Annotated in this window: 20 protein-coding genes and 1 tRNA gene; 4 read left to right on the top strand and 17 right to left on the bottom strand. The window is 62.9% G+C overall.

What is annotated here, in order from left to right:
• Positions 1-355: 355 nt before the first annotated feature.
• A complete protein-coding gene (locus ACOZ4H_RS04235; protein WP_424328120.1) occupies positions 356-1,684 on the bottom strand; it encodes a M28 family peptidase in 1,329 nt (442 codons plus the stop codon).
• A gap of 62 nt (positions 1,685-1,746) precedes the next feature.
• Complete coding sequence (locus ACOZ4H_RS04230) at positions 1,747-2,079, bottom strand: hypothetical protein (RefSeq protein WP_424328119.1); 333 nt, start codon at positions 2,077-2,079, stop codon at positions 1,747-1,749.
• Positions 2,080-2,190: 111 nt separating this feature from the next.
• Here ACOZ4H_RS04230 and ACOZ4H_RS04225 point away from each other — a divergent pair, with 111 nt between their 5' ends.
• On the top strand, positions 2,191-3,258 hold the full coding sequence (locus tag ACOZ4H_RS04225) for a zinc-dependent alcohol dehydrogenase family protein (protein WP_424328118.1): 1,068 nt from the start codon (positions 2,191-2,193) through the stop codon (positions 3,256-3,258).
• A gap of 38 nt (positions 3,259-3,296) precedes the next feature.
• Positions 3,297-3,533 carry a hypothetical protein gene (locus ACOZ4H_RS04220; protein ID WP_424328117.1) on the top strand — a complete coding sequence of 79 codons (237 nt, stop codon included), beginning with the start codon at positions 3,297-3,299 and terminating at the stop codon, positions 3,531-3,533.
• A gap of 91 nt (positions 3,534-3,624) precedes the next feature.
• On the opposite strand, the gene ACOZ4H_RS04215 is transcribed toward ACOZ4H_RS04220, so the two are convergent.
• The 6 genes from ACOZ4H_RS04215 to ACOZ4H_RS04190 all read right to left on the bottom strand — a co-directional run bounded on the left by ACOZ4H_RS04215 (position 3,625) and on the right by ACOZ4H_RS04190 (position 8,113).
• Positions 3,625-3,942 carry a 2Fe-2S iron-sulfur cluster-binding protein gene (locus tag ACOZ4H_RS04215; RefSeq protein WP_424328116.1) on the bottom strand — a complete coding sequence of 106 codons (318 nt, stop codon included), beginning with the start codon at positions 3,940-3,942 and terminating at the stop codon, positions 3,625-3,627.
• Positions 3,943-3,964: 22 nt separating this feature from the next.
• A complete protein-coding gene (locus ACOZ4H_RS04210; RefSeq protein ID WP_424328115.1) occupies positions 3,965-5,362 on the bottom strand; it encodes a selenium-binding family protein in 1,398 nt (465 codons plus the stop codon).
• A 113-nt stretch (positions 5,363-5,475) separates the two neighbouring features.
• Positions 5,476-6,372 (bottom strand): NAD-dependent epimerase/dehydratase family protein, encoded by an 897-nt coding sequence (locus ACOZ4H_RS04205; RefSeq protein ID WP_424328114.1) that lies wholly within the window; start codon positions 6,370-6,372, stop codon positions 5,476-5,478.
• Between the two features lie 43 nt (positions 6,373-6,415).
• Positions 6,416-7,300 carry an NAD(P)H-binding protein gene (locus tag ACOZ4H_RS04200; RefSeq protein ID WP_424328113.1) on the bottom strand — a complete coding sequence of 295 codons (885 nt, stop codon included), beginning with the start codon at positions 7,298-7,300 and terminating at the stop codon, positions 6,416-6,418.
• Between the two features lie 410 nt (positions 7,301-7,710).
• Positions 7,711-7,866 (bottom strand): hypothetical protein, encoded by a 156-nt coding sequence (locus ACOZ4H_RS04195; protein ID WP_424328112.1) that lies wholly within the window; start codon positions 7,864-7,866, stop codon positions 7,711-7,713.
• Entirely contained in the window at positions 7,856-8,113 is a 258-nt protein-coding gene (locus ACOZ4H_RS04190; protein ID WP_424328111.1) for a hypothetical protein, read from the bottom strand. The genes ACOZ4H_RS04195 and ACOZ4H_RS04190 overlap by 11 nt, the downstream gene beginning before the upstream one ends.
• Before the next feature lie 525 nt (positions 8,114-8,638).
• Here ACOZ4H_RS04190 and ACOZ4H_RS04185 point away from each other — a divergent pair.
• On the top strand, positions 8,639-10,171 hold the full coding sequence (locus ACOZ4H_RS04185; protein ID WP_424328110.1) for an alpha-N-arabinofuranosidase: 1,533 nt from the start codon (positions 8,639-8,641) through the stop codon (positions 10,169-10,171).
• Between the two features lie 639 nt (positions 10,172-10,810).
• Here the strand turns inward: ACOZ4H_RS04185 and ACOZ4H_RS04180 are convergent.
• The 3 genes from ACOZ4H_RS04180 to gnd form a co-directional block, all read right to left on the bottom strand.
• Positions 10,811-10,883 (bottom strand) — tRNA-Arg (locus tag ACOZ4H_RS04180).
• A 49-nt stretch (positions 10,884-10,932) separates the two neighbouring features.
• A complete protein-coding gene (locus ACOZ4H_RS04175; RefSeq protein ID WP_424328109.1) occupies positions 10,933-11,517 on the bottom strand; it encodes a 2Fe-2S iron-sulfur cluster-binding protein in 585 nt (194 codons plus the stop codon).
• Positions 11,518-11,646: 129 nt separating this feature from the next.
• The gene (gene gnd / locus ACOZ4H_RS04170) at positions 11,647-12,636 is read right to left on the bottom strand and encodes a phosphogluconate dehydrogenase (NAD(+)-dependent, decarboxylating) (protein WP_424328108.1); all 990 of its coding nucleotides are present in this window, start codon (positions 12,634-12,636) and stop codon (positions 11,647-11,649) included.
• Between the two features lie 258 nt (positions 12,637-12,894).
• On the opposite strand from gnd, the gene ACOZ4H_RS04165 reads away from it, so the two are divergent.
• Entirely contained in the window at positions 12,895-13,992 is a 1,098-nt protein-coding gene (locus ACOZ4H_RS04165) for an aminopeptidase (RefSeq protein WP_424328107.1), read from the top strand.
• Positions 13,993-14,247: 255 nt separating this feature from the next.
• Here the strand turns inward: ACOZ4H_RS04165 and flaJ are convergent, their stop codons facing one another.
• The 6 genes from flaJ to ACOZ4H_RS04135 are packed head-to-tail and all read right to left on the bottom strand — an operon-like array spanning position 14,248 to position 21,002.
• On the bottom strand, positions 14,248-15,996 hold the full coding sequence (flaJ, locus tag ACOZ4H_RS04160; protein ID WP_424328106.1) for an archaellar assembly protein FlaJ: 1,749 nt from the start codon (positions 15,994-15,996) through the stop codon (positions 14,248-14,250).
• Positions 15,997-15,998: 2 nt separating this feature from the next.
• The gene (locus ACOZ4H_RS04155) at positions 15,999-17,672 is read right to left on the bottom strand and encodes a type II/IV secretion system ATPase subunit (protein WP_424328105.1); all 1,674 of its coding nucleotides are present in this window, start codon (positions 17,670-17,672) and stop codon (positions 15,999-16,001) included.
• A gap of 14 nt (positions 17,673-17,686) precedes the next feature.
• Positions 17,687-18,448, bottom strand: a complete 762-nt coding sequence (locus ACOZ4H_RS04150; protein ID WP_424328104.1) for an ATPase domain-containing protein — start codon at positions 18,446-18,448, stop codon at positions 17,687-17,689.
• Positions 18,445-18,900 carry a CARDB domain-containing protein gene (locus tag ACOZ4H_RS04145; RefSeq protein WP_424328103.1) on the bottom strand — a complete coding sequence of 152 codons (456 nt, stop codon included), beginning with the start codon at positions 18,898-18,900 and terminating at the stop codon, positions 18,445-18,447. Before ACOZ4H_RS04145 ends, ACOZ4H_RS04150 begins: the two co-directional genes overlap by 4 nt.
• A 1-nt stretch (position 18,901) precedes the next feature.
• Positions 18,902-19,339 carry a flagellin gene (locus ACOZ4H_RS04140; RefSeq protein WP_424328102.1) on the bottom strand — a complete coding sequence of 146 codons (438 nt, stop codon included), beginning with the start codon at positions 19,337-19,339 and terminating at the stop codon, positions 18,902-18,904.
• Positions 19,323-21,002, bottom strand: coding sequence for a FlaD/FlaE family flagellar protein (locus tag ACOZ4H_RS04135; RefSeq protein WP_424328101.1), 1,680 nt, complete (start codon positions 21,000-21,002; stop codon positions 19,323-19,325). The genes ACOZ4H_RS04140 and ACOZ4H_RS04135 overlap by 17 nt, the downstream gene beginning before the upstream one ends.
• Positions 21,003-21,115: the final 113 nt, after the last annotated feature.

The following is a 21,115-nucleotide window of genomic DNA, read 5'->3' as shown; positions in this document are numbered from 1 at the left end:
TGTGTCAGGTATTGGTGTTGGTGTTGACTGACGACGGCAGGTGTGGTTTACTCACGTCGACTCGGTCTCGGACTCCGCGAGACCGATATAGCATGGGAGCTTGGCAGCGAACACCGGTGACGGCGTTCACGTGCGGCTTCAGTACGTAGACCAGTCGACCTGCCATCGGTTTCCATGTACCCATATGATAAATAACCTACGGAATATGTTACTTCTATACTGAGTAAATCATTATAATCTATCGTCAGTGACCAGAACACCGGAACACGGGCGGGGGCGAAAATACTAGAAATCTGGTAATTCTTTGTCACAGGTCGCGGGAGTTGAACGTCGAGGGAACGGTTCCGGCTTCGCGTCAATCCTCGAAGGGCCAGTCGCCCGTAATCCGCATCCCTTCGGCGAGGTCCTGGGCTTCGAGCGCATCGGCTATCTCCGCGGGGTCTTTGTGGGCGGGCCGCACTGAGTCGTCTGCCAGCGTCACGGCGAGTTCGGTCAGGAGGACGGCCTGCTCGCGGAACGTCCGGGGTTCCAGTTTATCCAGTGTATCGGCGTGAGTGTGGCCCCAGCCACGCCCCTCGCCGCCGGTTTCGCTGGTCACGTGATAGCCGGGGACGCCCCGCCGCACGAACGGCCAGTGGTCGCTGTGGGGGCCTTGCTCCGGTGTGAGCGAGATCGGGTGGTCGAAGCGGTCGGCCACGTCTTCGGCGGCGGTCGCCAACGCGTCGAAGCCGTGGGTGTAACACTTCAGCGTGCGGCCCTGGACGACGCCGTCGAAGTTGAGCACGGCCGTCACGTCGTCGTGAGCAGTTTCGTCGGCCAGGCGGTTCGACCCCACGAGGCCGACCTCCTCGGCACCGAAGACGACGAACTCCACGCGGGTCTCCAGTTCGTCCTCGCGGCCGGCCAGGGCGCGGGCGGCCTCGACGACCATCGCCGTCCCGGCCCCGTTGTCCATCGCCCCCTCCGCGATGTCGTGGGCGTCGACGTGGCTGGTCACCAGCAGTCGCTCGTCGGTGTCCGGTCCCAGTTCGGCGTGGACGTTCTGGCTCGTCGCGTCGGGCGTCTCGCAGTCGACACTGACAGTGATATGGTCGCCGCCGGAGCGACGCGACAGTCGCGCGCCCGTCTCGCTGGCGACACCGATTGCCGGAATTTCGCCGATGGGTGCGTCCGCCGTCCCGACGCTCCCGGTCGGCGGCAGCACGCCCTCGACGTGGTTGCGGTAGATGAACCCCGCCGCCCCGGCCTCGACAGCATGATAATACTTCTCCCGCCGGTGGATGTACCGGTCGTACCAGTCGGGCACGTCGGAGCGGGCTAGCACTATTTCGCCCTCGCAGTCGGCGTCCTCGAAATCCGCCGGAAGCCCGTGACCCACATCGACCAGTTCACCGGTCGCCTCGCCAGCCGGCGACCGCGGCAGGGCGATGCACTCGTGGGCCTGGGTCGCGACCGGCGACCCGTCGGCGTGGACAGCGCTGTCACCGCGTTCCCAGCCCTGAATCCCGAACTCGGAGAGCCGAGCGCCCCGCGCGTACTCCGCCAGCGCGTCCCGGGTCGCTTCTGCGGCCGCCCGTTCGCCGTCGCTGCCCGCCATCCGGTTCCCGATGTCGACCAGTGTTTCGAGGTGGTCCCAGCCGACCGTGCTGGTGAACGTCTCGCCGATCCAGTCGGTGTCGTCCATACCACGCAGTGGGGGCGTTGTGGGTTTGAAATTGGGGGTGCGCGACCGGCAATGGCCAGCGATTACGGCGACGCGAGCGGCCCGTACCGGCTGGCGACCCCGTATCCCAGAAGCGCCACTGCAGTGCTAGCGAGGCCGAAGAGAAGCAAGGAGAGAAGGAGGTCAAGCGGCGTGACGGCTATGACTGGCCGCTCCAAGAGACGGTAGAACGCCGAAAAGAGCCCACTACCGAAGACGGCCGCGGCGAGAAACCCGCCGAAACTGGCGAGGCCGACAGCGAAGGCGGCGACAGTGCAGTATCGCTTGGACAGGTCGCGCCGCGTGGCGTCGACGTACACCAGCGCGGCGGCGGCCGGCGAGACGAACAGGGCGACAACAACTGGGAGGAGGGTCATAGTCGGACAGTTGGCCGCAGGGCTACATAAACTCGGTTCCCGGTTGCGGGCCGGTCAGGAGCCCGGAGTCGCCGTCCCCGGTATTTTATCCAGGGCCCGCGAAGCCGGCCCATGCGCGCGGCAGTGCTTGAGGCGTACGGCGAACCGCTTGCGGTCCGGGACCGGGACCCACCGACGCCGGACCCGGACGGGGCCGTCGTCGAAGTCGAGGCGTGTGGGGTCTGCCGGAGCGACTGGCACGCCTGGCAGGGCCACGGCGACTGGGCCGACGACGACGTGCCGCTGGGACAGGTGCTGGGCCACGAACCGGCGGGCCGCGTCGTCGCGACCGGCGACCAGGTGTCGACGGTATCGCCCGGCGACCGCGTCGTCGTGCCGTTCAACCTCGGCGACGGGACCTGTGGCTACTGCCGGAACGGCCACGGAAACGTCTGTACGGACGGGTGGGCGCTCGGATTCGAACCGTCGGTCCCGGGCGCGTTCGCCGAGCAGGTGGCCGTCCCGCGGGCCGATTATAACCTCGTGGAACTGCCCGATAGCGTCGGGTTCGACGCCGCGGCGGCGCTTGGCTGTCGGTACGTCACGGCCTTCCACGCGCTGGCCCATCGGGCCGATATCGCTGCCGGGGACCGAGTCGCAGTCCACGGCTGTGGCGGCCTCGGGCTGGCAGCCGTCCAGATCGCGTCGGCGCTGGGTGCGAACGTCATCGCGGTCGACATCCGTGACGAACCGCTGGCGATGGCCCGCGATGTGGGTGCGAACACTGTTGTTGACGCCATCGCCGTCGAGGACGTGCCGGCGGCTATCAAGAGCGAAACTGACGGCGGCGCGGAGGTGTCCGTCGACGCGCTGGGCCGGGCCGAGACCTGCCGGAACAGCGTCCGGAGCCTCCGCCCCCGGGGCACGCACGTTCAGGTCGGACTGACGACCGACGCCGAGCGCGGCGAGGTCGCGCTGCCGACCGACTGGATCACGCGCTGGGACATCGACGTGCGTGGGTCCCGCGGCATGCCGCCGTCGCGGTACGACGAACTCCTTCGTCTGGTCGCCGACGGGACGCTCAGTCCCGGGAAACTCGTCACAAATCGGGTCGCACTCGAGACAGTTTCGGAGCGGCTGGCGGCGATGACTGACTACGGAACCGACGGCATCGAACTGGTGACGGCGTTCGGACCGTAGCGGACACGCTTTTCCCGTTTCCGCCTGATCGTGGAAGTATGTCCGACACACTGCGCGAAGCTGTCACCGAACCAGTCCGGGACGCTGTCCCGTTTCTGGTCATCACTACCCTGTGGGTTGTCGTGATGCTCGTCCTCTACGGCCTCTTTCTGGCGACCAAGCCGGGTGAGATCACCTACGACGCCTGGGTCCACGCGACAGTGTTCGTCGTCCCGGCTATCGGGTTTCTGGGACAGGTACTCCAGCAGGCGCTGTCGGGCCAACACCGGGCGTGAGCGGCCGCTCTCATACTGTCGGCTGTAATCGCGTGAAGAATATTGCTGCCTCGGGGTAGCGAATACCGTCACGAAGTTACAGCCCGCAGTCTCACTTCCAGGGGTTCGGGACCAGTTCGGCCTGCACCGTCGCGCCGACGGCGAGATGCGTGTCGGTCGTCGGCTCGGCGATACAGAGCAGGACGTAGCCGTCCGCCAGATGCTGCTCTTTGAGCGCCCGCGGTGGGCGGTGATGGACCACGTAGCCGGACAGCAGACGAGCGGTACAGGTCCCGCACGCGCCGGTTCGACAGCCGAACGGAAGCCCGATATCCGCGGCCTCGGCGGCGTCGAGTACCGTCCCACCGTCCGGTACCGAAACCGTCTCCGTCCGGTCGCTGTCCCGCCAGTCCAGCAGGACCTCTGTCATCGGCCATCCAGTCGCGCCGTCCTCATTGCCAGACGTCGCTGGTACAGTCCCCGTCGGGCCACCGGATCTCGTGGGCGCGAGCAGGGCCTTCAGGCAGGTCGCCGAAGTCCACGAGGAAGTCACGGTCCAGCGACATCGTCCCCCGCCTCGGGTCCACGTCGGCTTTGAGCATCACTGACCCCTTCTCGGCCTCCTCGGGGAAGAACTGGTTGTCCCACGAGGAAAACAGCGACGTCGTCCAGTAGAGGCGCTCGCCGTCGAGCGAGAGCTGGAGCATCTGCGGTCCGGCGACGATATCGCGACCCTGGACCTGCTCGATGTCGCCGAAGTAGCCGCCGATGGAGATGGAATCGGCCTTTCGAGGGTTCGATGGGTCCGAGATATCGTACATCCACACCTCGCCGTGGAGCCAGTTCGACCCGAAGAGGTAGCGGTCGTCCATCGAGATGAGGATATCCGTCACCAGTGCCGGCACCGGCATGTCCCACCCCTCGTGCTCGCGGTCGTCGAACTCGATGACCGGTTCGGCGCGATATTCACCATCCGATTCGTGGAAATGGATGATGTTCGAGGACAGCGCCGCACCGACGTAGCCGTGCGTGCTCTCGGGCGTGTGCAGGAAGCGGGCCTCCAGGGGAATCAGGCCGTCCTCGCCGAGGTCGATAGTCTGCTCGACGACACCGTCCTCCCAGTCCCAGAAATTGAGCCGCTGGCCGTATTTGCCCTCCTCGACGTCTTCCAGGTCGAAGCCGGGGTAGTACGTCTTCGGGGCGGCCCACTCCGTCGACAGCATCACGTTCTGGCGGGGCTGGTACCAGTAGTCGTAGTTCATCTCGATCTCGCCGGGCGGGTCCCACCGCCCCTGCACCTCGAAGTCGTCGTTCAGTTCGAGGAAGCCGCCGGGCAGGTCGCCGTCGGCGTCGCCCAACATGGAAATGAGAATCTCACCGTCGGGGATGCAGTGGACGGTGTGGGGCGCGGAGAGGTCGTGGTCGTACACCTCCTCCGGTTCGATGACTTTCGTCAGTTCAGGGTCACGGCGCTCCTTTGTGTCAACAATGTGGATGCGGGAAGACCGCTGGCCGGGAATGACGAGGTGTCGGCGCTCCAACCCCTCCATGTGGCACGACGACGAGCAGGCGTTCCACCCGAAGTGGTGGAGTTCGTCGCCCTTGTTCGGCATCTCGACCCGGTTGATGATTTCGCTGTAGGTTTCCGAGTCGGGGTCTACGTCGACGACGGCCAGGAAGTCCGGCGCGTCGACGTCCTGACCGACGTGGAGGCCCATCACGTACGCGGTCCGTTCGGGCTCGGCTTCCTCGATGGCCGCCTGCGGAGTGGCGTATCCCGGTCCCTCGTGGTCGTGGTGCTCGTGGTGGTCGTGTGTCCCGCTCTCGGCTGGCTGTTCTGCGTCACTCATGCTAGTTAGTTACATGCACATTACATTTTAGCGATGTGTTCCGGGATGAAACAGCCGGTACATGCGGCGCGGTAATGGCGGCGTCCGGATCGATTCATCGGCCCATATTGGCCTCAGACCAGTTGCCGCCAGCTCCACGACGGCTCCCAGTCGAACAGCCCCTCAGCCTTCGTCGTGTCGATCAGCGCCGCGTAGGGGTTCCCGTCGTCCGTCGGCCGGTAGTCAGCATCTGGATACAACTCCGCTGCGAGTTCGGCGCTCGGCGTCTCGGCGCTCGTGTCCGGAGCAGAAACCCAGACCCGTTCGTGGCCGTCGAACGACGCCTCGACGGCCCGCTCGACCAGAGAGACCGCGTCGGTGGCATGAACGTAACCACAGAGGGTGTTACGCTGGGTGTGGAAGTGCTCGGAGTTCCGGAGTCCGGGGAGCGTCCGGTCAGCCTCGACGAACGTCTCCCGGGCCAGGTCGTCGTCAACGACCCACGGGAACCGAAGCGACGAGATGGTGTTCGGCGCATCCGCTTTCCGGCGGGCGAACCCGTCGGCGGTGTTCTCCAGCGCCTGTTTGCCCATGCCATAGGGCGTGGACGGCGTGAGCCGGTGGGTTTCGTCGACTGGGAGGTAGTCGACAGTGATGGCGTCAGGTTCGAACCCGCCGCCGATAGCGCTGAAACTCGACGCCAGCACAGCCGTGTCGACGCCGAGTTCGCCGGCCGCCTCCAGCACGTGATAGCTGGACATGACGTTGCTCTCGTAGGTCCGGTATCCGGGTGTCTGTTCGGGCGAGGGGATCATCCCGAGGTGGACGACGGCATCGGGGTCGCCCTTCGCGAGTGCACCGTACACCTCGCCCGCATCGAGCAGGTCAGTCCTGATGTATGCGTCCGAATGGTCCTCCTCCCGTTTACCACGGGAGAGATTGACCGTTCGATACCCTTCGGATGCCAGGTGTTCAAGGACGTGCTTGCCGACACGCCCGTTCCCACCGGTGACAGCGACGGCTTCAGGCATACGTGGGGGTGCTGGGCACAGCCCCAAAACAGTCCCGCAGGGCCTACGACTCCATCAGCGACCGCCGAACCGCGTCCTTGATCGGCGTCTGGTCGATCGGCACGATATCCTGCAGATCCATTTCCGGGTCGACCGTGACCGGGTTCCGCATACTCTCGGCCAGCGGTCGAGCAATGGCGTACTGTACATCTGTCGTGAAGCGAAGCCAGTGCGAGGACAGACCCGGCGTCATCACTGGTACGGGAACGATAAACACCCGCTTGCCCTTCTCGGCGGCGGTGAGTTTCAGCAACGACTCGTAGGACCACACCGACGGCCCGCCGATGTCGTAGGTCTCGCCGCGGGTCTCGTCGGCACCGAGTAACTCCACGAGGTACCTGATAGCGTCGTCGACACCGATGGGTTGGCAGGGCGTGCGGACCCACTTGGGGACGAGCATCAGCGGCAGGCGATCAGTCAGGTCGTCGACGATCCGGAAGCTCGCGCTTTCCGGGCCGATGATGACCGCCGCCCGGAGTACCGTCAGGTCGAACGAGCCCTCTGCAAGTACTGACTCGACTTCGCGCCGCGACGCCAAATGGGGTGAGAGGTTCTCCTCGTCACCGCTGATACCGCTGAGATAGACGACCCTGTCGACGCCCGCAGCCGACGCCGAGTCGGCGAACCGGCGGGCGTAGCGACGGTCTAACTCGGCGAAGTTCTCGGAGGTGAGCGAGTGGATAAGGTAGTATGCGACGTCGATATCGTCACAGAGGCCATCGAGGGACTCTAGCTCGCCAAGGTCGCCCTCAAACGGCTCAACCCCGTCAGGGAAGGATTCCTCGCTCGCGCTCCGTGAGAAAGCCACCACCTCGTGGCCTGCTTCGTTCAGGGCACGAACCAGTCGCTGTCCGATGAATCCGGTCGCACCCACAACGAGCACACGCATGTGTTCGTACCTCGGCTCGGAACCCCAAGGACGTTGCGGCGGTCACGCGTGAGTCGCTCCGGATAGGGTGGGAACCGCTAGGTTCGAAACGAAGAACAGTGGCTATCGCTCTAGACCCTGCATCGGATAGCGCCGTTGCTTTCCGTCCTAATTTAATAGTCACTGGCGAAAGCACATACAAATATGGAGAGGAAATATCCATATACTTCCTATAGCAAATTAAATGTGCCAGTAACAAGTTCAAAAAGAGTTTTTACTTATATACTTTCTATTTTATAGTTATCAACGGCGTTATTTGAAGGTGAAAACTGCCAAAGAAGTGTAAAAGAGGTTCGAACACTCCGAAAGTGGTACTCTGATCAGAAACAGACCTGTAACAACGTCCCGTCGCCCAAATTAGTACAGGGTGTCTACAATCGAATCATCGAGGTCCGCGAACCGGTCGTGTGATCGAGTCCCCCTTTCCTCTCGGGTCCGATGATGAACGGATTCATCCCGACGACGCGGACGGACTCACCGGCGGCCAAGAGGGCCGCGATGCTAGTCTGGGCTGATTCACTTAGCATGAACGTGACCACCGCCTACTCGGGTATGAGCTTCGTAACGGGCGGCCAGAAGACGCGCGATGAAGTATGTCTGATTGGCTCCGGGTAGGTCGATATCGGCATCGGCGGAGACCAGTTCGTCCAGGTCGGCAGTGACTCGCCCGTTCGGGGAGTACCGGTCGCTGTCGAAATCAAGTGTCGCGTCACGGGGGATATTAGCGTTCTCAAGCACTGCGGACTCGTCGATGACCGCGTCGTAAATTGCCACCTTGGTCTCGCGTTCGAAGCCGTGTGTTTTGATGAGCAGACTTTGCTCTTCGCTTCCAGTGACTGTGCCGTTGGATCACTCAGAGCCTCTGATTAGCCGAGAGCCCGCTAGTCGTGCAGATCCATCGGTTCACCGGCATCGCCACGGAGATACTCAATATGTCTGAAAGTATGTCCGATGATTTGGAACGGCTCGAATAACGGATGTACGCTCGTTAGACACGGGAAGGAGAGACGAAATTTACCGGAATAGGCCTTCCTATCGTGGTCTGCCGGTAGACAGAGTCTACTCCGAGCGAGCGCAAATAACAGCTATCCGGGTGCAGTCGTTGTCCCCCGATATGGAACCAGGGGATAGCAATCAATTGTCCCGACTGCCCGAACTGTGACCGTCGGTTTCGTGGACCAGTGTGTGAGGTTCCAGCTCGAACTGATTCCTCAATCTCGGGTAGCTAGTCACGGGTAGATAGTCCAGTGAATGCCGATATCATAATTATTATTACTTCCGGACTGGACCCCAAGGTGTATGCCAGCGAAGATCAGCGTCCACAGCGGCCAATCTATCGACCGGATTTCCGAGAACATCTACGGTCACTTCGCGGAGCATCTCGGTCGATGTATATACGGCGGCATCTGGGTCGGCGACGACGACCGCGTACCGACCGAGGAGGGCATCCGCATGGACACCGTCGAGCTACTGCAAGACCTTGACATGCCTGTCCTGCGGTGGCCCGGCGGCTGTTTCGCCGACGACTACCACTGGGAAGACGGCGTCGGCCCGCGCGAGGAGCGGCCGACGCGACGAAACCTCTGGTGGGCGCAGGGTCGGGAAGAGCGCTACGTGGAAACCAACGAATTCGGAACCGACGAGTTCCTCGAACTCTGCCGGCTGGTCGACACCGACCCGTATCTGGCGGTCAACGTCGGTTCCGCGACCCCCGAGGAGGCTCTCGACTGGATCGAGTACTGCAACTCCGACGGCGATACGGACCTGACTAAACGGCGTGCTGAGAACGGCCACGAAGAGCCATACGATGTCACGTACTGGGGCATCGGCAACGAGAACTGGGGCTGTGGCGGCCGCTTTGCGCCCGACGAGTACGCCGACCAGTACCGTCGTTTCGCGAACTACCTCAGCGGCTTCGACGACCACATCAACCCCGGCTCGACGGAGTTCATCGCCTGCGGGCACATCACCGAAGAGTGGAACGAGGCGTTCTTCGAGCGACTCGACGGCGGAATGGAGTTCGGCCCCGGGACCTTCCTGGGGATGGGGTCGCCGTACAAACTGCTGGATCACTTCTCGGTCCACCGGTACTATCAGGCCGGCGACGACGCCGACTTCTCGGACGAGCAGCACTACCGGCTGTTCGCCCGAGCAGAAAAGATCGCGGACGACATCGACAGCGCGGCTGAGACGATTTCGGCGTACGTCCCGCGGGGAGACGTCGGAATCATCGTCGACGAGTGGGGGACCTGGCACCCGCAGGCGACGCCGGACAACGGCCTCGAACAGGAAAACACTGTCCGGGACGCGCTTGCGGCGGCGGGTGTTTTCGACATCATGCACGAGCGAGCCGACGTCGTCTCGATGGCAAACATCGCTCAGACGGTCAACGTCCTCCAGTGTCTCGTCCAGACAGACGAGGACAGCGCGTGGACGACGCCGACCTATCAGGTGTTCGATCTGTATCAGAACCACAGCGGAAACACGGCCGTCGAGGCGAACGTCAACGCGGACAAGAAGTACTTCGACGAGGAGGACCACGACGTACCCCTGGTCTCGGCATCGGCATCCGTCGGCGACGACGAGCTGTTCGTCACTGCGTCGAACCGAACCATCGAACAGACCGAGACGGTCGAAGTCGAGGTCGACGGGGCGTTCGGCAACCCCTCGGGAACAGCCTTGTTCCGAGAGAAAGGCCCCAGAGCGTATTCGACGGCGGTCAACGCGGCCGAGTTCGAGGCTGAAGACATCTCCGTCTCCGAAGCTGGCGAGGGAAGCTACGCCGTCGACATCCCGGCATCGTCGGTCGTCGGCGTCACGTTCACGAAGTAACGGTCGCGGGGACAGCCACCGCCAGAGTGACCGATACGCCAGTCATCGGGGGTCGGTCCGGCCGATTGCCGGACCTGATCCTCTGTACCGTTGATGCACGCACTTGAAGCAAACTGCGAGTTCCGGTCTAGCTGGTCATCAGCACATCCCTGGCGCTGCGTACGGCCGTTCTGTTCCGGTAGTCGGGAACCGAGGAAGGCAGTCGCCGTGCTGTCGGTCGCTAGCACGCGCGGCCACCTTCTGATATCACTATCTACCAACCCACCTGGCCCTAATCTTCCGCACTTTGTATCCAAGTTAGGGCATTATAGATATGTTATTTCTCATGTATGACTTTATTTGGTATTTTAATGTAGTTTTCCCTAGCTTTGTCCTAGTCGAACCAAAATCTGAATATGTATTCGGAAATGCGCCTATGGACTTGATCCAGATGTGCTCACTCTGTTGGGCGCATCTGGCAGGGCTCAAACCGCTCTTGTGCTGCTATTCGCTCGTCACGTCTGTGCCTCGCGGAATGGCGGGCGGCGAGGGATTTGAACCGAAACCAGACGTGCTCGCTCCGCTGCGCGCGACTGTCAGGGTTCAAATCACTCTTCGGTTCGAGATTCGACTCCTCATGTCCGTTCGTCGCCAGAATCACGGGCGGCGAGGGATTTGAACCCCCGACCATCTGGTCCGGAACCAGGCGTTCTGTCCGCTGAACTAGCCGCCCACAAAAGGTGCTATCAGACTGTCCGTCTTAACGGTTGTGAACCCCAGCGTCAGGGCGACTCGCCGGTCTCGATGGTGAACTCGCTGGTCGGATAGGCGACACAGGTCAGGCAGTACCCTTCCTCCATGTCGTCGTCCATCAGCGAGTCGTTGTTGCTGTGGCGGATGTAGTCCGTCGCCGGGCCGTCCTCGATGTGGCCGGCACAGGAGATACACTGGCCCTCGCGGCAGGCGTAGGGGAGGTCCCAACCCTCCTCTTCGCCGGCGTCCAGAATCGTCTCGTTGTTGGCGACTTCGATTGTCTCGCCCTCCTTGGCGAATTCGATCTCGTAGTACTCGACGTCGTCGTCGGCGATATCGTCGGGGTCGAAGCCTTCGTCTTCTTCCTCGGCCTCTTCACCTTCGCCGAGTTCGCCTTCGGCCTCACCAGCCGGAATCGCGGTGGCACCGCCACCACCGATAGAGCGGTTGTACGGCTCCGGAAAGTCCGTCTCGGGGACCGTCGCGGCCCGCTGCTCGAGAACCTCCTGAGAGATGTCTTCCGGTGCCTCCCAACCGGTCCCTTTGGCGTAGTGGAGCGCGACCACCAACAGGGTGAGCGTGCCCCCGGCGGCGAGTCCAACGAGTTCTACCATGTGCACGGCTATGGAATACTGGTTTAATTAGCTGTTGTTTCAGCGCTCGAATACCGCCGACACCGCTTGACGGAGCAGCCCTCTACCCCGAACGGGAGCACAGGAAGCTATCCGCTATCGGTCGTATTCCTATTCCCGGCGCGGAACGTCGTGGCGACCGAAGCCGTACCGGAGTCGGCTGGCGAGGCGGCGCGAGAACCGACCGTCGTCGGCCCGCGAACCGAACCGCTCGGCCAGCGCCTGGTAGATGAGCGGCACCGGGACCTCCTGTTCGAGCGCCTCCTGAACGGTCCAGGTGCCGGTCGATCCGCCCTCGACGCGGTCAGCGACGTCGCCGAGGTCGTTGCCCTCCTCGCGGAACGCCTCCTCGCAGAGTTCCAGCAGCCACGAGCGGATGACGGCCCCGTTGTTCCAGGTGTTTGCGACCGATTCCAGATCGAGGTCGTACCGGCCGTTAGCCAGTAGTTCGAAGCCCTCGCCGTAGGTCTGCATCAGCGCGTACTCGACGCCGTTGTGAACCATCTTGACGTAGTGACCGGAGCCGGCTGGCCCCATGCGGTCGTGACCATCGGGGCCGGTCGCGACGGCGTCGAAGACGGGGACCAGTTCGTCGTAGGCCCACTGCGGGCCGCCGACCATCAGCGAGAAGCCCAGTTCCGCACCGGCCGGCCCGCCGGAGGTGCCACAGTCGAGGTACGCGGCGTCAGTCGACTCGGCGCGGCGGACCGAGTCCTCGAAGTAAGAGTTCCCGCCGTCGACCACGACGTCGTCGCCGTCGAGTGTCGGAGCCAACTCGTCCAGCGCGGCGTCGACCGGGTCACCGGCCGGGACCATCAGCCAGATGCGCTTCTCCGGGCCGAGCTGTTCGGCGAGATCCTCGATTGAGGACGCCGGTCGAGCCCCGGCGTCGGCCGCCTCGGCGACGCTCTCCTCGTCGATATCGAAGACGACGACCTCGTGGCCGGCTTCGAGTACGCGGTCGACGACGATGCGGCCCATACGTCCGAGTCCGATGACGCCAAGTTCCATACCGGGGGGTCGCCGACCGAACAGGTAGGGGTTGCGGTTCGTCGTACTGCCGGCTGTCCCTCGGTGTAGATATCTACCACCCCGAGGCATTTTCCTCACGTGAGTACAGCCGGCAGTATCCGGAAAAGCGTAGCACGGACACCACCCGTGCCGTCGTCAGTCATGGCGCCGTCACCAACCGGCTGTCTCGGAAGCGGTCGTGGGGAGCGAGTGATTGCCACGAATGCTGTCCCGTACTGCACTGAGTAGTCCAGTTCTGGAACGCAAAAAATCTACGGAATACAATCACATCATCCGTGATAATTCGGGGACCATCGCCGTTTTGTTCCGGCCACTCCTGGTGGGAATATGGACGACCGCATACGCGAACACGCCCGGATTCTCGTCGACTGGAGCGCTCGCATCGACGCGGGCGACGACGTGGTCGTGGCCGTCGAGGACGGGGCCCACGACCTCGCAGTCGCCGTGGCCGAGCAGCTCGGCGACCGCGGCGCGAACCTCCTGTCGACGTACCAGTCGGACGAACTCACGCGGGCCTACCTGCAGGCCCACGACGGGTCATTTCCCGAGGACCCCGAGTACGAACTGGCGCTGTACGAACGGGCCGACAGCGTGCTGTTCCTGAAGGGGTCGAGAAACACCACCGAGACGGCCGACATGGACAGCGACCAGCGGCAAGCGTACTCGACGGCCCGACAAGAGATCAGGGAGGCCCGACTGGATACCGACTGGGTGTCGACCCAGCACCCGACGCGGGCGATGGCCCAGCAGGCCGGGATGGCCTACGCCGACTACGAGGACTTCGTCTACGACGCGACACTACGGGACTGGGAGGCGCTGGCGGAAGAGCAGGCCCAGTTGAAGGGGATCCTCGACGACGGCGAGGAGGTCCGTATCGTCGCCGATGGGACGGACATCACGCTGTTCATCGACGGCCGGGTCGCCGTCAACTCCGCCGCCAGCGTGGCCTACGACTCGCACAACCTCCCCTCCGGCGAGGTGTTCACCGCGCCCTACGACACCGCCGGCGTCGTCACCTTCGACGTGCCGATGACCATCCAGGGCCGCCGGGTGAAAAACGTCGAGATGACGTTCAAAGACGGCGTCGTCGTCGACTGGTCGGCCGAACAGGGGGAGTCGGTCATCGACGATATCATCGGGACCGACGGCGGTTCCCGCCAACTGGGCGAACTCGGCATCGGGATGAACCGCGGCGTCGACCGCGTCACCGACAACATCCTCTTCGACGAGAAGATGGGCGGGACGGTCCACCTCGCGCTCGGGCGCGCGTACGACGCCTGCCTGCCGGAGGGCGAATCGGGCAACGACAGCGCCGTCCACGAAGACCTCATCACGACGATGGGCGAGGGGTCGCGGCTCGAAGTCGACGGCGAAGTCGTCCAGAAAGACGGCCTATTCCGCTGGGAAGACGGCTTCGAGGGGTAGCGTCGCGGGACTGCGGTGCTGTGGGCCGGGAGCAAGTATCGCGGTGCAGCGGGCCGGGAGTGCCCTGCGTGGCGCGACCCGGGGAAGGGCAGGTCTGCCGAGGCTGTGCTGATGATGTACCGCGAGCGGAGCGAGCGGTTTCACTCCGAGCGCGGCCCCCGGCCGCGACTCGGAGGTCGTTTTTGTACTAAATTTTTGCGAGTGGGGGTGCCCACAGGCCGCGAAGCGGCCGAGGACACCCCCCGAAGTAAAAATTTAGATTGAGAGGAACTGCGACACCAGCCACTTGGTAAACGTCCCGGTAACAGCGCCGATCCAGGACAGAATCACGAAGTGCATGTAGGTGTTGGCGTTGTGGCCGCCGTCGACGGTCCGAATCATCAGCGAGGACAGCATCGCGCCGAACATGATAATGATGATGAGCAGGAACTCGATAAGCGGGATGTTGTAGACGCTGGTGTTGATGAGCGACGCGGCGTCGAGCCGGCTCCCAGTGCTCAGGTTGAGCGACATGTCGGCGAGGATGTTGACGACCTGCAGGCCGATGAAGAAGGCGAAGGTCGATGCAGCGGTCATCCCGTAGAGGAGGCCAACGAGGGTCGTCGCCGCTTGCTTGCGCTTCTGACGGAGTTGCAGCACCTGGTTCATGTTCTCGGAGATGAGCTCGCCCAGTTGCTTCGGCGACCCACCCATCTCGCGGCCGATGAGGTACATCTCGGAGAAGGTCTGAATGAGGTAGGAGCGACAGTCTGCGGTGAAGAACCGCCAGGCGGACGTCGGCTCGATCCGCATGTTCAATCGCTTGTAGAGGTTGTCGATGTTGGGCGAGAGCGCGCCGAAGTCCTTCTTCCGGAGGGTACGAAGCACCGCACCGGTCGTCGACTGCTTCGCGCCCTCGGTCGCCCCGAGCGCACGGATGAAGTTCGGGAACTCCGAATCCCGGTCCTTGATGCGCTGTTCCTCCTGCCGGAAGACGATGCCGGGGATGAGCATCGGCGTGATCGGCGCGGCGGCATAGAGGGGCAGCGGCACCGAATCGAACATGAAGAAGAGGTCGTTCAGCGTGATCGGCGAGATCCCGAGCATCCCGCCCAGCGTGATGAACACGAGCACCATCGACAGCCCCACGCCGGCGGCCATCGATTTATTGAGCTTGGACTCAATCGGCGAGGGGTAGTCGACCGGGTGGAACCACACCGGGTCGTAAGGGGCCATCGAGCGGATGGCGAGGTAGAACCCGGTCTGGACGAACACGAACATCACGATGACGGCGCTGACGGTCATCGTCGGGTTCGTCCCGGTCAGCACCGGGAGGACGACGGCGAACACCAGCGCGAACGTCATCGACAGGATCATCGACAGGTAGAGGTCCTTCATCACTTCCAGGCTGTCGAGTGAGCTCTTGTACACCGTCGAGTAGTGCTGGATGATCTGCTCCTGTTCGGTCAGGAGGTAGTCGTCGAGTCCCTGGCCCGCGCCGAGCGTGTACGCGAGGCGGTCGAAGAAGTCCGAAACCGCGCGGCTCGGGACCTGTTTGGCGCGGCGACGGCAGGCGTCGTCGAGGCTCAGGTTCCAGGTGTCGACCAGCTGGACGATTCGGTGCATCTCCATCGCGAGTTCGCCGTACTCGTCTTCCTCGGCCAGCGTTCGGAACACCTCCATCCGGTCGATCTTCGTCGTCGCCAGCACGGTCATGTGCGTGATAAGCAGATGAAACCGATTGTTGAGTTCGCGTTTGCGCTGGCTCAGCAAGATTTTTGGGTAGAAAACTGCCGACCCCATCACCAGGAATCCGAGCAACGGGATAGGAGCACGGATCGCGAACGGGACGTCAAGCAGGAAGGCGACAATCGTGGAGATGATGAAGAAGGCGACGGCCGGCAGCAGGATGAGGAAGAGATACCGCTCTAGCGGGATCGACATCTGGCGGTAGGACTCGACAAGCGACTGTATGGTCTCAGAGATCGTCAGGTCGAGGTCGCTCTCGGCTTCACCCTGTGCCATCGTTAGTCCGGCCTGGCCATGTTGAACGGAATCCCTTCGACGCCGTCGCGCTGGAAGTCCGAGATGAAGTCGTTGACTTCGTGATACCCAAGAATCCCCTCCTGGATAGCCCGCTCGATGAGGTTCGCGCGGAACTCGAGGTCGTCGTAGATGTCACGCGTGTCCTCGTACCCCAGGAGGGTCGCGATCTGCTCTTCGAGGACGAAGGAGTTGTTCATCCCCTGGAAGATGATCTCGTCCTCGACGGGGTCCCAGTTGAACACCTGCCGGGTGACGACACCGTCCATCTCCTTCGAGTACCCCTCGATCTCCTGAACGCTCGTCACGCGGCGAAGGACCTGGTCGCCCTGCTTGACGCGGTTCTGGAACAGCGCCACGTCGGCCACGTCCATGAACGTCTCGGGGACATTGATCGGTTCGCCGGTGAAGCGCTGAATCATGGAGACGATGTCGCTCGCGTGGAAGGTCAGCATCACCGGGTGGCCGGTCTGGGCGGCCTGGAACGCCATCCGCCCCTCCTCACCACGAACCTCCCCGACGATGATGTAGTCGGGGCGGGAACGCAGTGCGGCCGCGACCAGGTCGAACATGTCGATGCTGGTCCCCTCGTCTTCGCCCTCACGAGTGAGGAGTTGCTGCCAGGTGTTGTGCGGGGGCAGCACCTCGGCGGTGTCCTCCGCGGTGTAGATCTTCGCGTCGTCGGGGATGAACGAGGTTATCGCGTTCAGCGTCGTCGTCTTCCCGGACGCCGTCTCCCCGACCACGAACACCGTCTGCTCGTTCTCCAGACAGAGCCAGAGATACGCGGCCAGTTGCGGCGACAGCGTCATCCACTTGGTAATCTGGAAGATAGACAGCGGAACGTCGTCGCCCTGACGGATAGTGAGCGAGGGGCCCTTCAGGCTCACGTCGTCGGAGTAGATGAGGTTCAGACGCGACCCGTCCGGGAGCGTCGAGTCGACGATGGGGTCCGAGTCGGAGACCGGGTCGCCCATCCGCTCGCCCATGTTGCGGAGCCACTGGTCGAACGACTCCTCGGTCTCCCACTCGACAGTGGTTTCGAGCATGCCGTAGACCCCGTGATCGACGTGGCACTCGCTGCGGCCGATGACGTGAATGTCCTCGTTGGCCGGATCGCGCATGACCGGTTCGAGCGGGCCGAGGCCGACGATGTCGCGGTTCAGCCGGTAGAGGATGTTCTCGTAGGTCTCCTGCGTGACCTCGACGCTACTCACGTCGGTCAGGTTCGAGAGGCGCGTGAGGACGCCGCTGTCGCTGTCCTCGTCCCGGACCTTCGTTGTCTCCTGCAGGAGTTCCTCGATACGGTCGTCGAACTGGGCTTCGTTTTCGGGCGCGGGCTTGTTGACGCTGCGCTGGAGCAGACGGTTCCGGACCTTTCCGAAGACGGCCCGCTCGTCCTCGTCAAGTTCCGGCTCGATGGCGTAGTACTTCATGTCCTGGCCCACGTCGCCGTAGATATGACAGAAGATGGGGCCGCCGACCGGGTAGAGCACGTTCGGCCGGTTCGTCTCGTACTCGTCGTCGGCCTCGTCGATGAGCATCGGGAACTCACCGGTGATCTGCTTGAACTTCTTCAGGTGGTCCCGGAGGTGGGGCCGCCGCGCTGCCATCTGTCGAAGTTCGTCCGACGGTTTCGCACGTCCGTGGTCTGTCATATCTTATGTCACCTCTAAGCGACGCTGCGCGATTCGATGACGATGCCGGTTCCCGAACGCACCGAGAACCCGATAGTGTCACCGACCTGTTCGCCCATGCCGGCGAATCGAAGGACGTTGACCTGCCGGCGCACGTCGTTGCCGACCTCGATCATTTCAAGTTCGATGAACACGTCGGCGATGGCCCGGAACGGGCCGATTGCCTCCTCGTCTAGCGTCGACGGGTCGACGGTGAGCATGATGCACTTGCCCTGTGAGATGACGTCCCGGAAGTAGGAGATGACCTCCAGTGCGGCCTGGCGCTCCTCGTTTTGCCGGACGAGGGCCTCGAACTTGGGGTCGTTCCGGAGGATGGCGTCGAACGTGTCGATGACGATGACGTCGGCGTCCCACATCACTTCCGCCTCCATCAGCCGCTTGAGGAGTTCTTTCCGCTCAGACTGTTCGTCACCGCCAGTGAGTGCGTTCGACTCGCCGATGTCGGCATGCAGGAACAGCACGTCCTCGTCGAGGATGTGGTCGACCATGTCATACGACAGCGAGTGCATCTGGTCGAGGAAGCTCCCGACAGTGAGCTCCGTCGAGAGGTAGGTCACCTCGTGGCCCTCTTCACAGAGGCCGTAGGTGAACCGCTGGCTCATGGCGGATTTGCCGGCCCCGTAGTCACCCTCGACGAGGATGATGCTGCCGGGTGGGATACCGCCGCCCAGTTCCTTGTTCAGTCGGTCGTGATCGTCCAGTCCGAGCGAGAATAGGTCAGTACTTGCGATACTCATGTGTTGAACTCGAACACCTCCTCGTCGCCGTTGGCGATGAGTTTGACGCGGTGGTCGCTATTGCTGTCGAGGTTACGGTTGATCTCGACTCGGACGACATCACCGGGCCGCCAGCTGTCACCGCCGTCGGGCTCCAGCGTCACCGTGTAGTCACTGGCGAAAGTGCCGTCGACGAACAGATCTATCTGCCCGGGGACCGGAGCCAACGTCTCCGACCCGGTGTTTTTGACGTGGATGGTGATTGTTTCCGAAGTGTCGTCGTAGATGTTGCCGCTGCCGCTGTCGGAGATGATTTCCACGTCGGTCCGAACGTCGCTGCTTACGTCCAGCCCTTGTTCCGAGACAGCGTTGCTCAGCTCGCCGATACTGGTCGTAAAGACGCCGGCCACGCTCGCGGCGATAGCCATCGATGCGATAAACAGGATCAGGTGTGAGACGGAGACGCTTGCCATGTTAGCTCACCACCATCGTTTCGGCAATGCCGTTCTCCGTGACGACTTTCACCCGGTTGGGCTGGCTACTGAGCGAGGTGACGGTTATCTCTAACCGCTCCTGTGACGCCCAGATATCCGTCGAGGAGTCGCCGTCGATGGACGTGTCATAGCCGGTGCGGTAGTCGTTGTCGATCAGCAGATCGGTTTCTTCGACCGACAGCGTCTCCGAACCGGTGTTGTCGACGGTCACGACGAGGTTGTCGTTCCCGCTGCTGTTCCACGTCGCCGATACCAGCGAGATGTCGGTGTTCTGCTGGTCGAGCAGCCGGTCGCGCTGGTCCTCGCGGGCGTCGTTGACGCGCTCGAAGCCGTTCGCGGTTGCGGAGTAGAACATCCCGAAACCGATGAACGCGGCCACGAAAATGATGGCCGCCGAACCGCTAACGCTGAATCCCATCAGAACCACCTCCACCCACCAGTTTCGAGAGCGCAACGGCGTCAGCGCCGCTGTCACTGTCAAGCTGAGAGATGTAGTGCAAGCTTTCCGTGTGGTGGTCGATGGACAGCCCATCCCCGGTGTCGTTCACGTCGTCGAAGCCGCGGAGGTACTCCTTGAGCTGGTCGGCGACCGACTCGTCTATCCAGTCGATGGTCTCGTAGTAGTCGATGGCACGGGCCGTCTCGCGGTAGCCCGAGTGCTGGACCAGGAACTCCAGCCACTCGACGATGATGAGGTCCGCCGCGAACCCCTCCGGCATCGTCGACAGATACGGCTTCCCGCCGTCGTCCGCGTCCGCATCCGAGCCGTCGTCTACCGTTGATTCATCGCCGCTGCCGGCGGCTGCCGTGTCCGTTTGCGTGGCGGTCGGCTCTGGCTCCGGGTCCGGTTCAGGTTCGGGTTCGGGTTCGGGCTCAGGTTCCACGGCGGGCTCGGGTTCTGGCTCGGGCTCCGGCTCCGGTTCGGGCTCTGGTTCGGCTTCCATAGCCGCCTCGGCCTCGTCACTCCCGTCATCCTCGATTACCTCGTCGAAGAGGTCGTCGTCTTCCAGCCCGCCCGCATCGCCGTCCGAATCCTCCTCGGCCAGCAGATCATCGTCCTCGTCGGCCAGCAGGTCATCATCGTCTTCGCCGAGCAGATCATCGTCGTCATCCGCTTCGTCATCAGGTTCCTCGCCCTCGGCCCATTCGGCGTCGCCGGACTCGTACTCGTCTTTGAGCTCTGCGAACGATTTGCCGCCGTCGCCGTCGTCGCTGTCCTCGTCCATACTCTCCCCGTCATCCATGCTCATCCCATCGTCCATGCTCATGTCGTCCTCCGTGTCGTCGAAATCGTCGAACTCCTCGTCGAACGATCCGCCGTCATCCTCGAAGCCGCCCATGTCGTCGCCGTCGTCGGGGAACATGTCGTCGACACCGCCATCGTCCATCGACATGTCACCACCAGCGTCGTCCGTCAGGTCTTCGTCGAAAAAGCCCTCCGCATCAGCGTTGGCGACATCGTCGTCGATATCCTCCTCGGTGTCGTCGCTCCCGTCGTCGTCAAAGAGACCGAAGGAGCCCCCACCGGCATCGCCCATGCCGCCCATGCCACCGTCGACATCGTCTGCAAAGGGGTTGACGCCGCGGGTGACCATCTCGTAGATGTCGAGCAGCTTCCGGACGTTCTCCTCGGTCTCTTCGACGGACTCGGAGATGCTCTCGTTTTCCGTCCGCACCGTGTTGACCGTCGACGAGAGGCTGCCGACCTCGTTTTCCAGTTCGTCGAGACGGTGCTCCAGTTCGTCAGTGTCGGGCCCGCTGGCGTCCTCCATGTCGCCGAACTCGTCGTCACCGAACCCACCCATTTCGTCGCCGCCATCGTCAAGGCCACCGAGACCGCCGAGGTCGTCACCGCCGCCACCGCCGTCGTCGGCCATCAGGCCGCCGCCGTCGGCCATCTCGCCGCCACCGCCGTCCTCGCTCGCGTCCCCGCTCTCGTCGTCCGACAGAATCGAATCGAACATGTTCTTGATGCTCATACCAACTAGCCCGCCGGTCAGCAGGACGAAGAGGGCGGGTGCCAGTCCAACCAGTTCGGGTGAGACGGCTGGAGCCAGTGGCACGAGAGCGAGACTACTCATCTCTTGTATCTCACGCTGTTTCTACTCTTGAATATTCCCCTTAGCGTATCATATTTGATAATAATATCCCATTTTCCCGGCTCAGATACAGTAAATTAACGGTTCAAATACTA

Origin of the sequence: Haloarcula amylolytica (genome assembly GCF_049705545.1) — an archaeon.
Taxonomy (GTDB): Archaea; Halobacteriota; Halobacteria; order Halobacteriales; family Haloarculaceae; genus Haloarcula; species Haloarcula amylolytica_B.
This window is presented reverse-complemented; position numbering and strand designations above follow the sequence as displayed.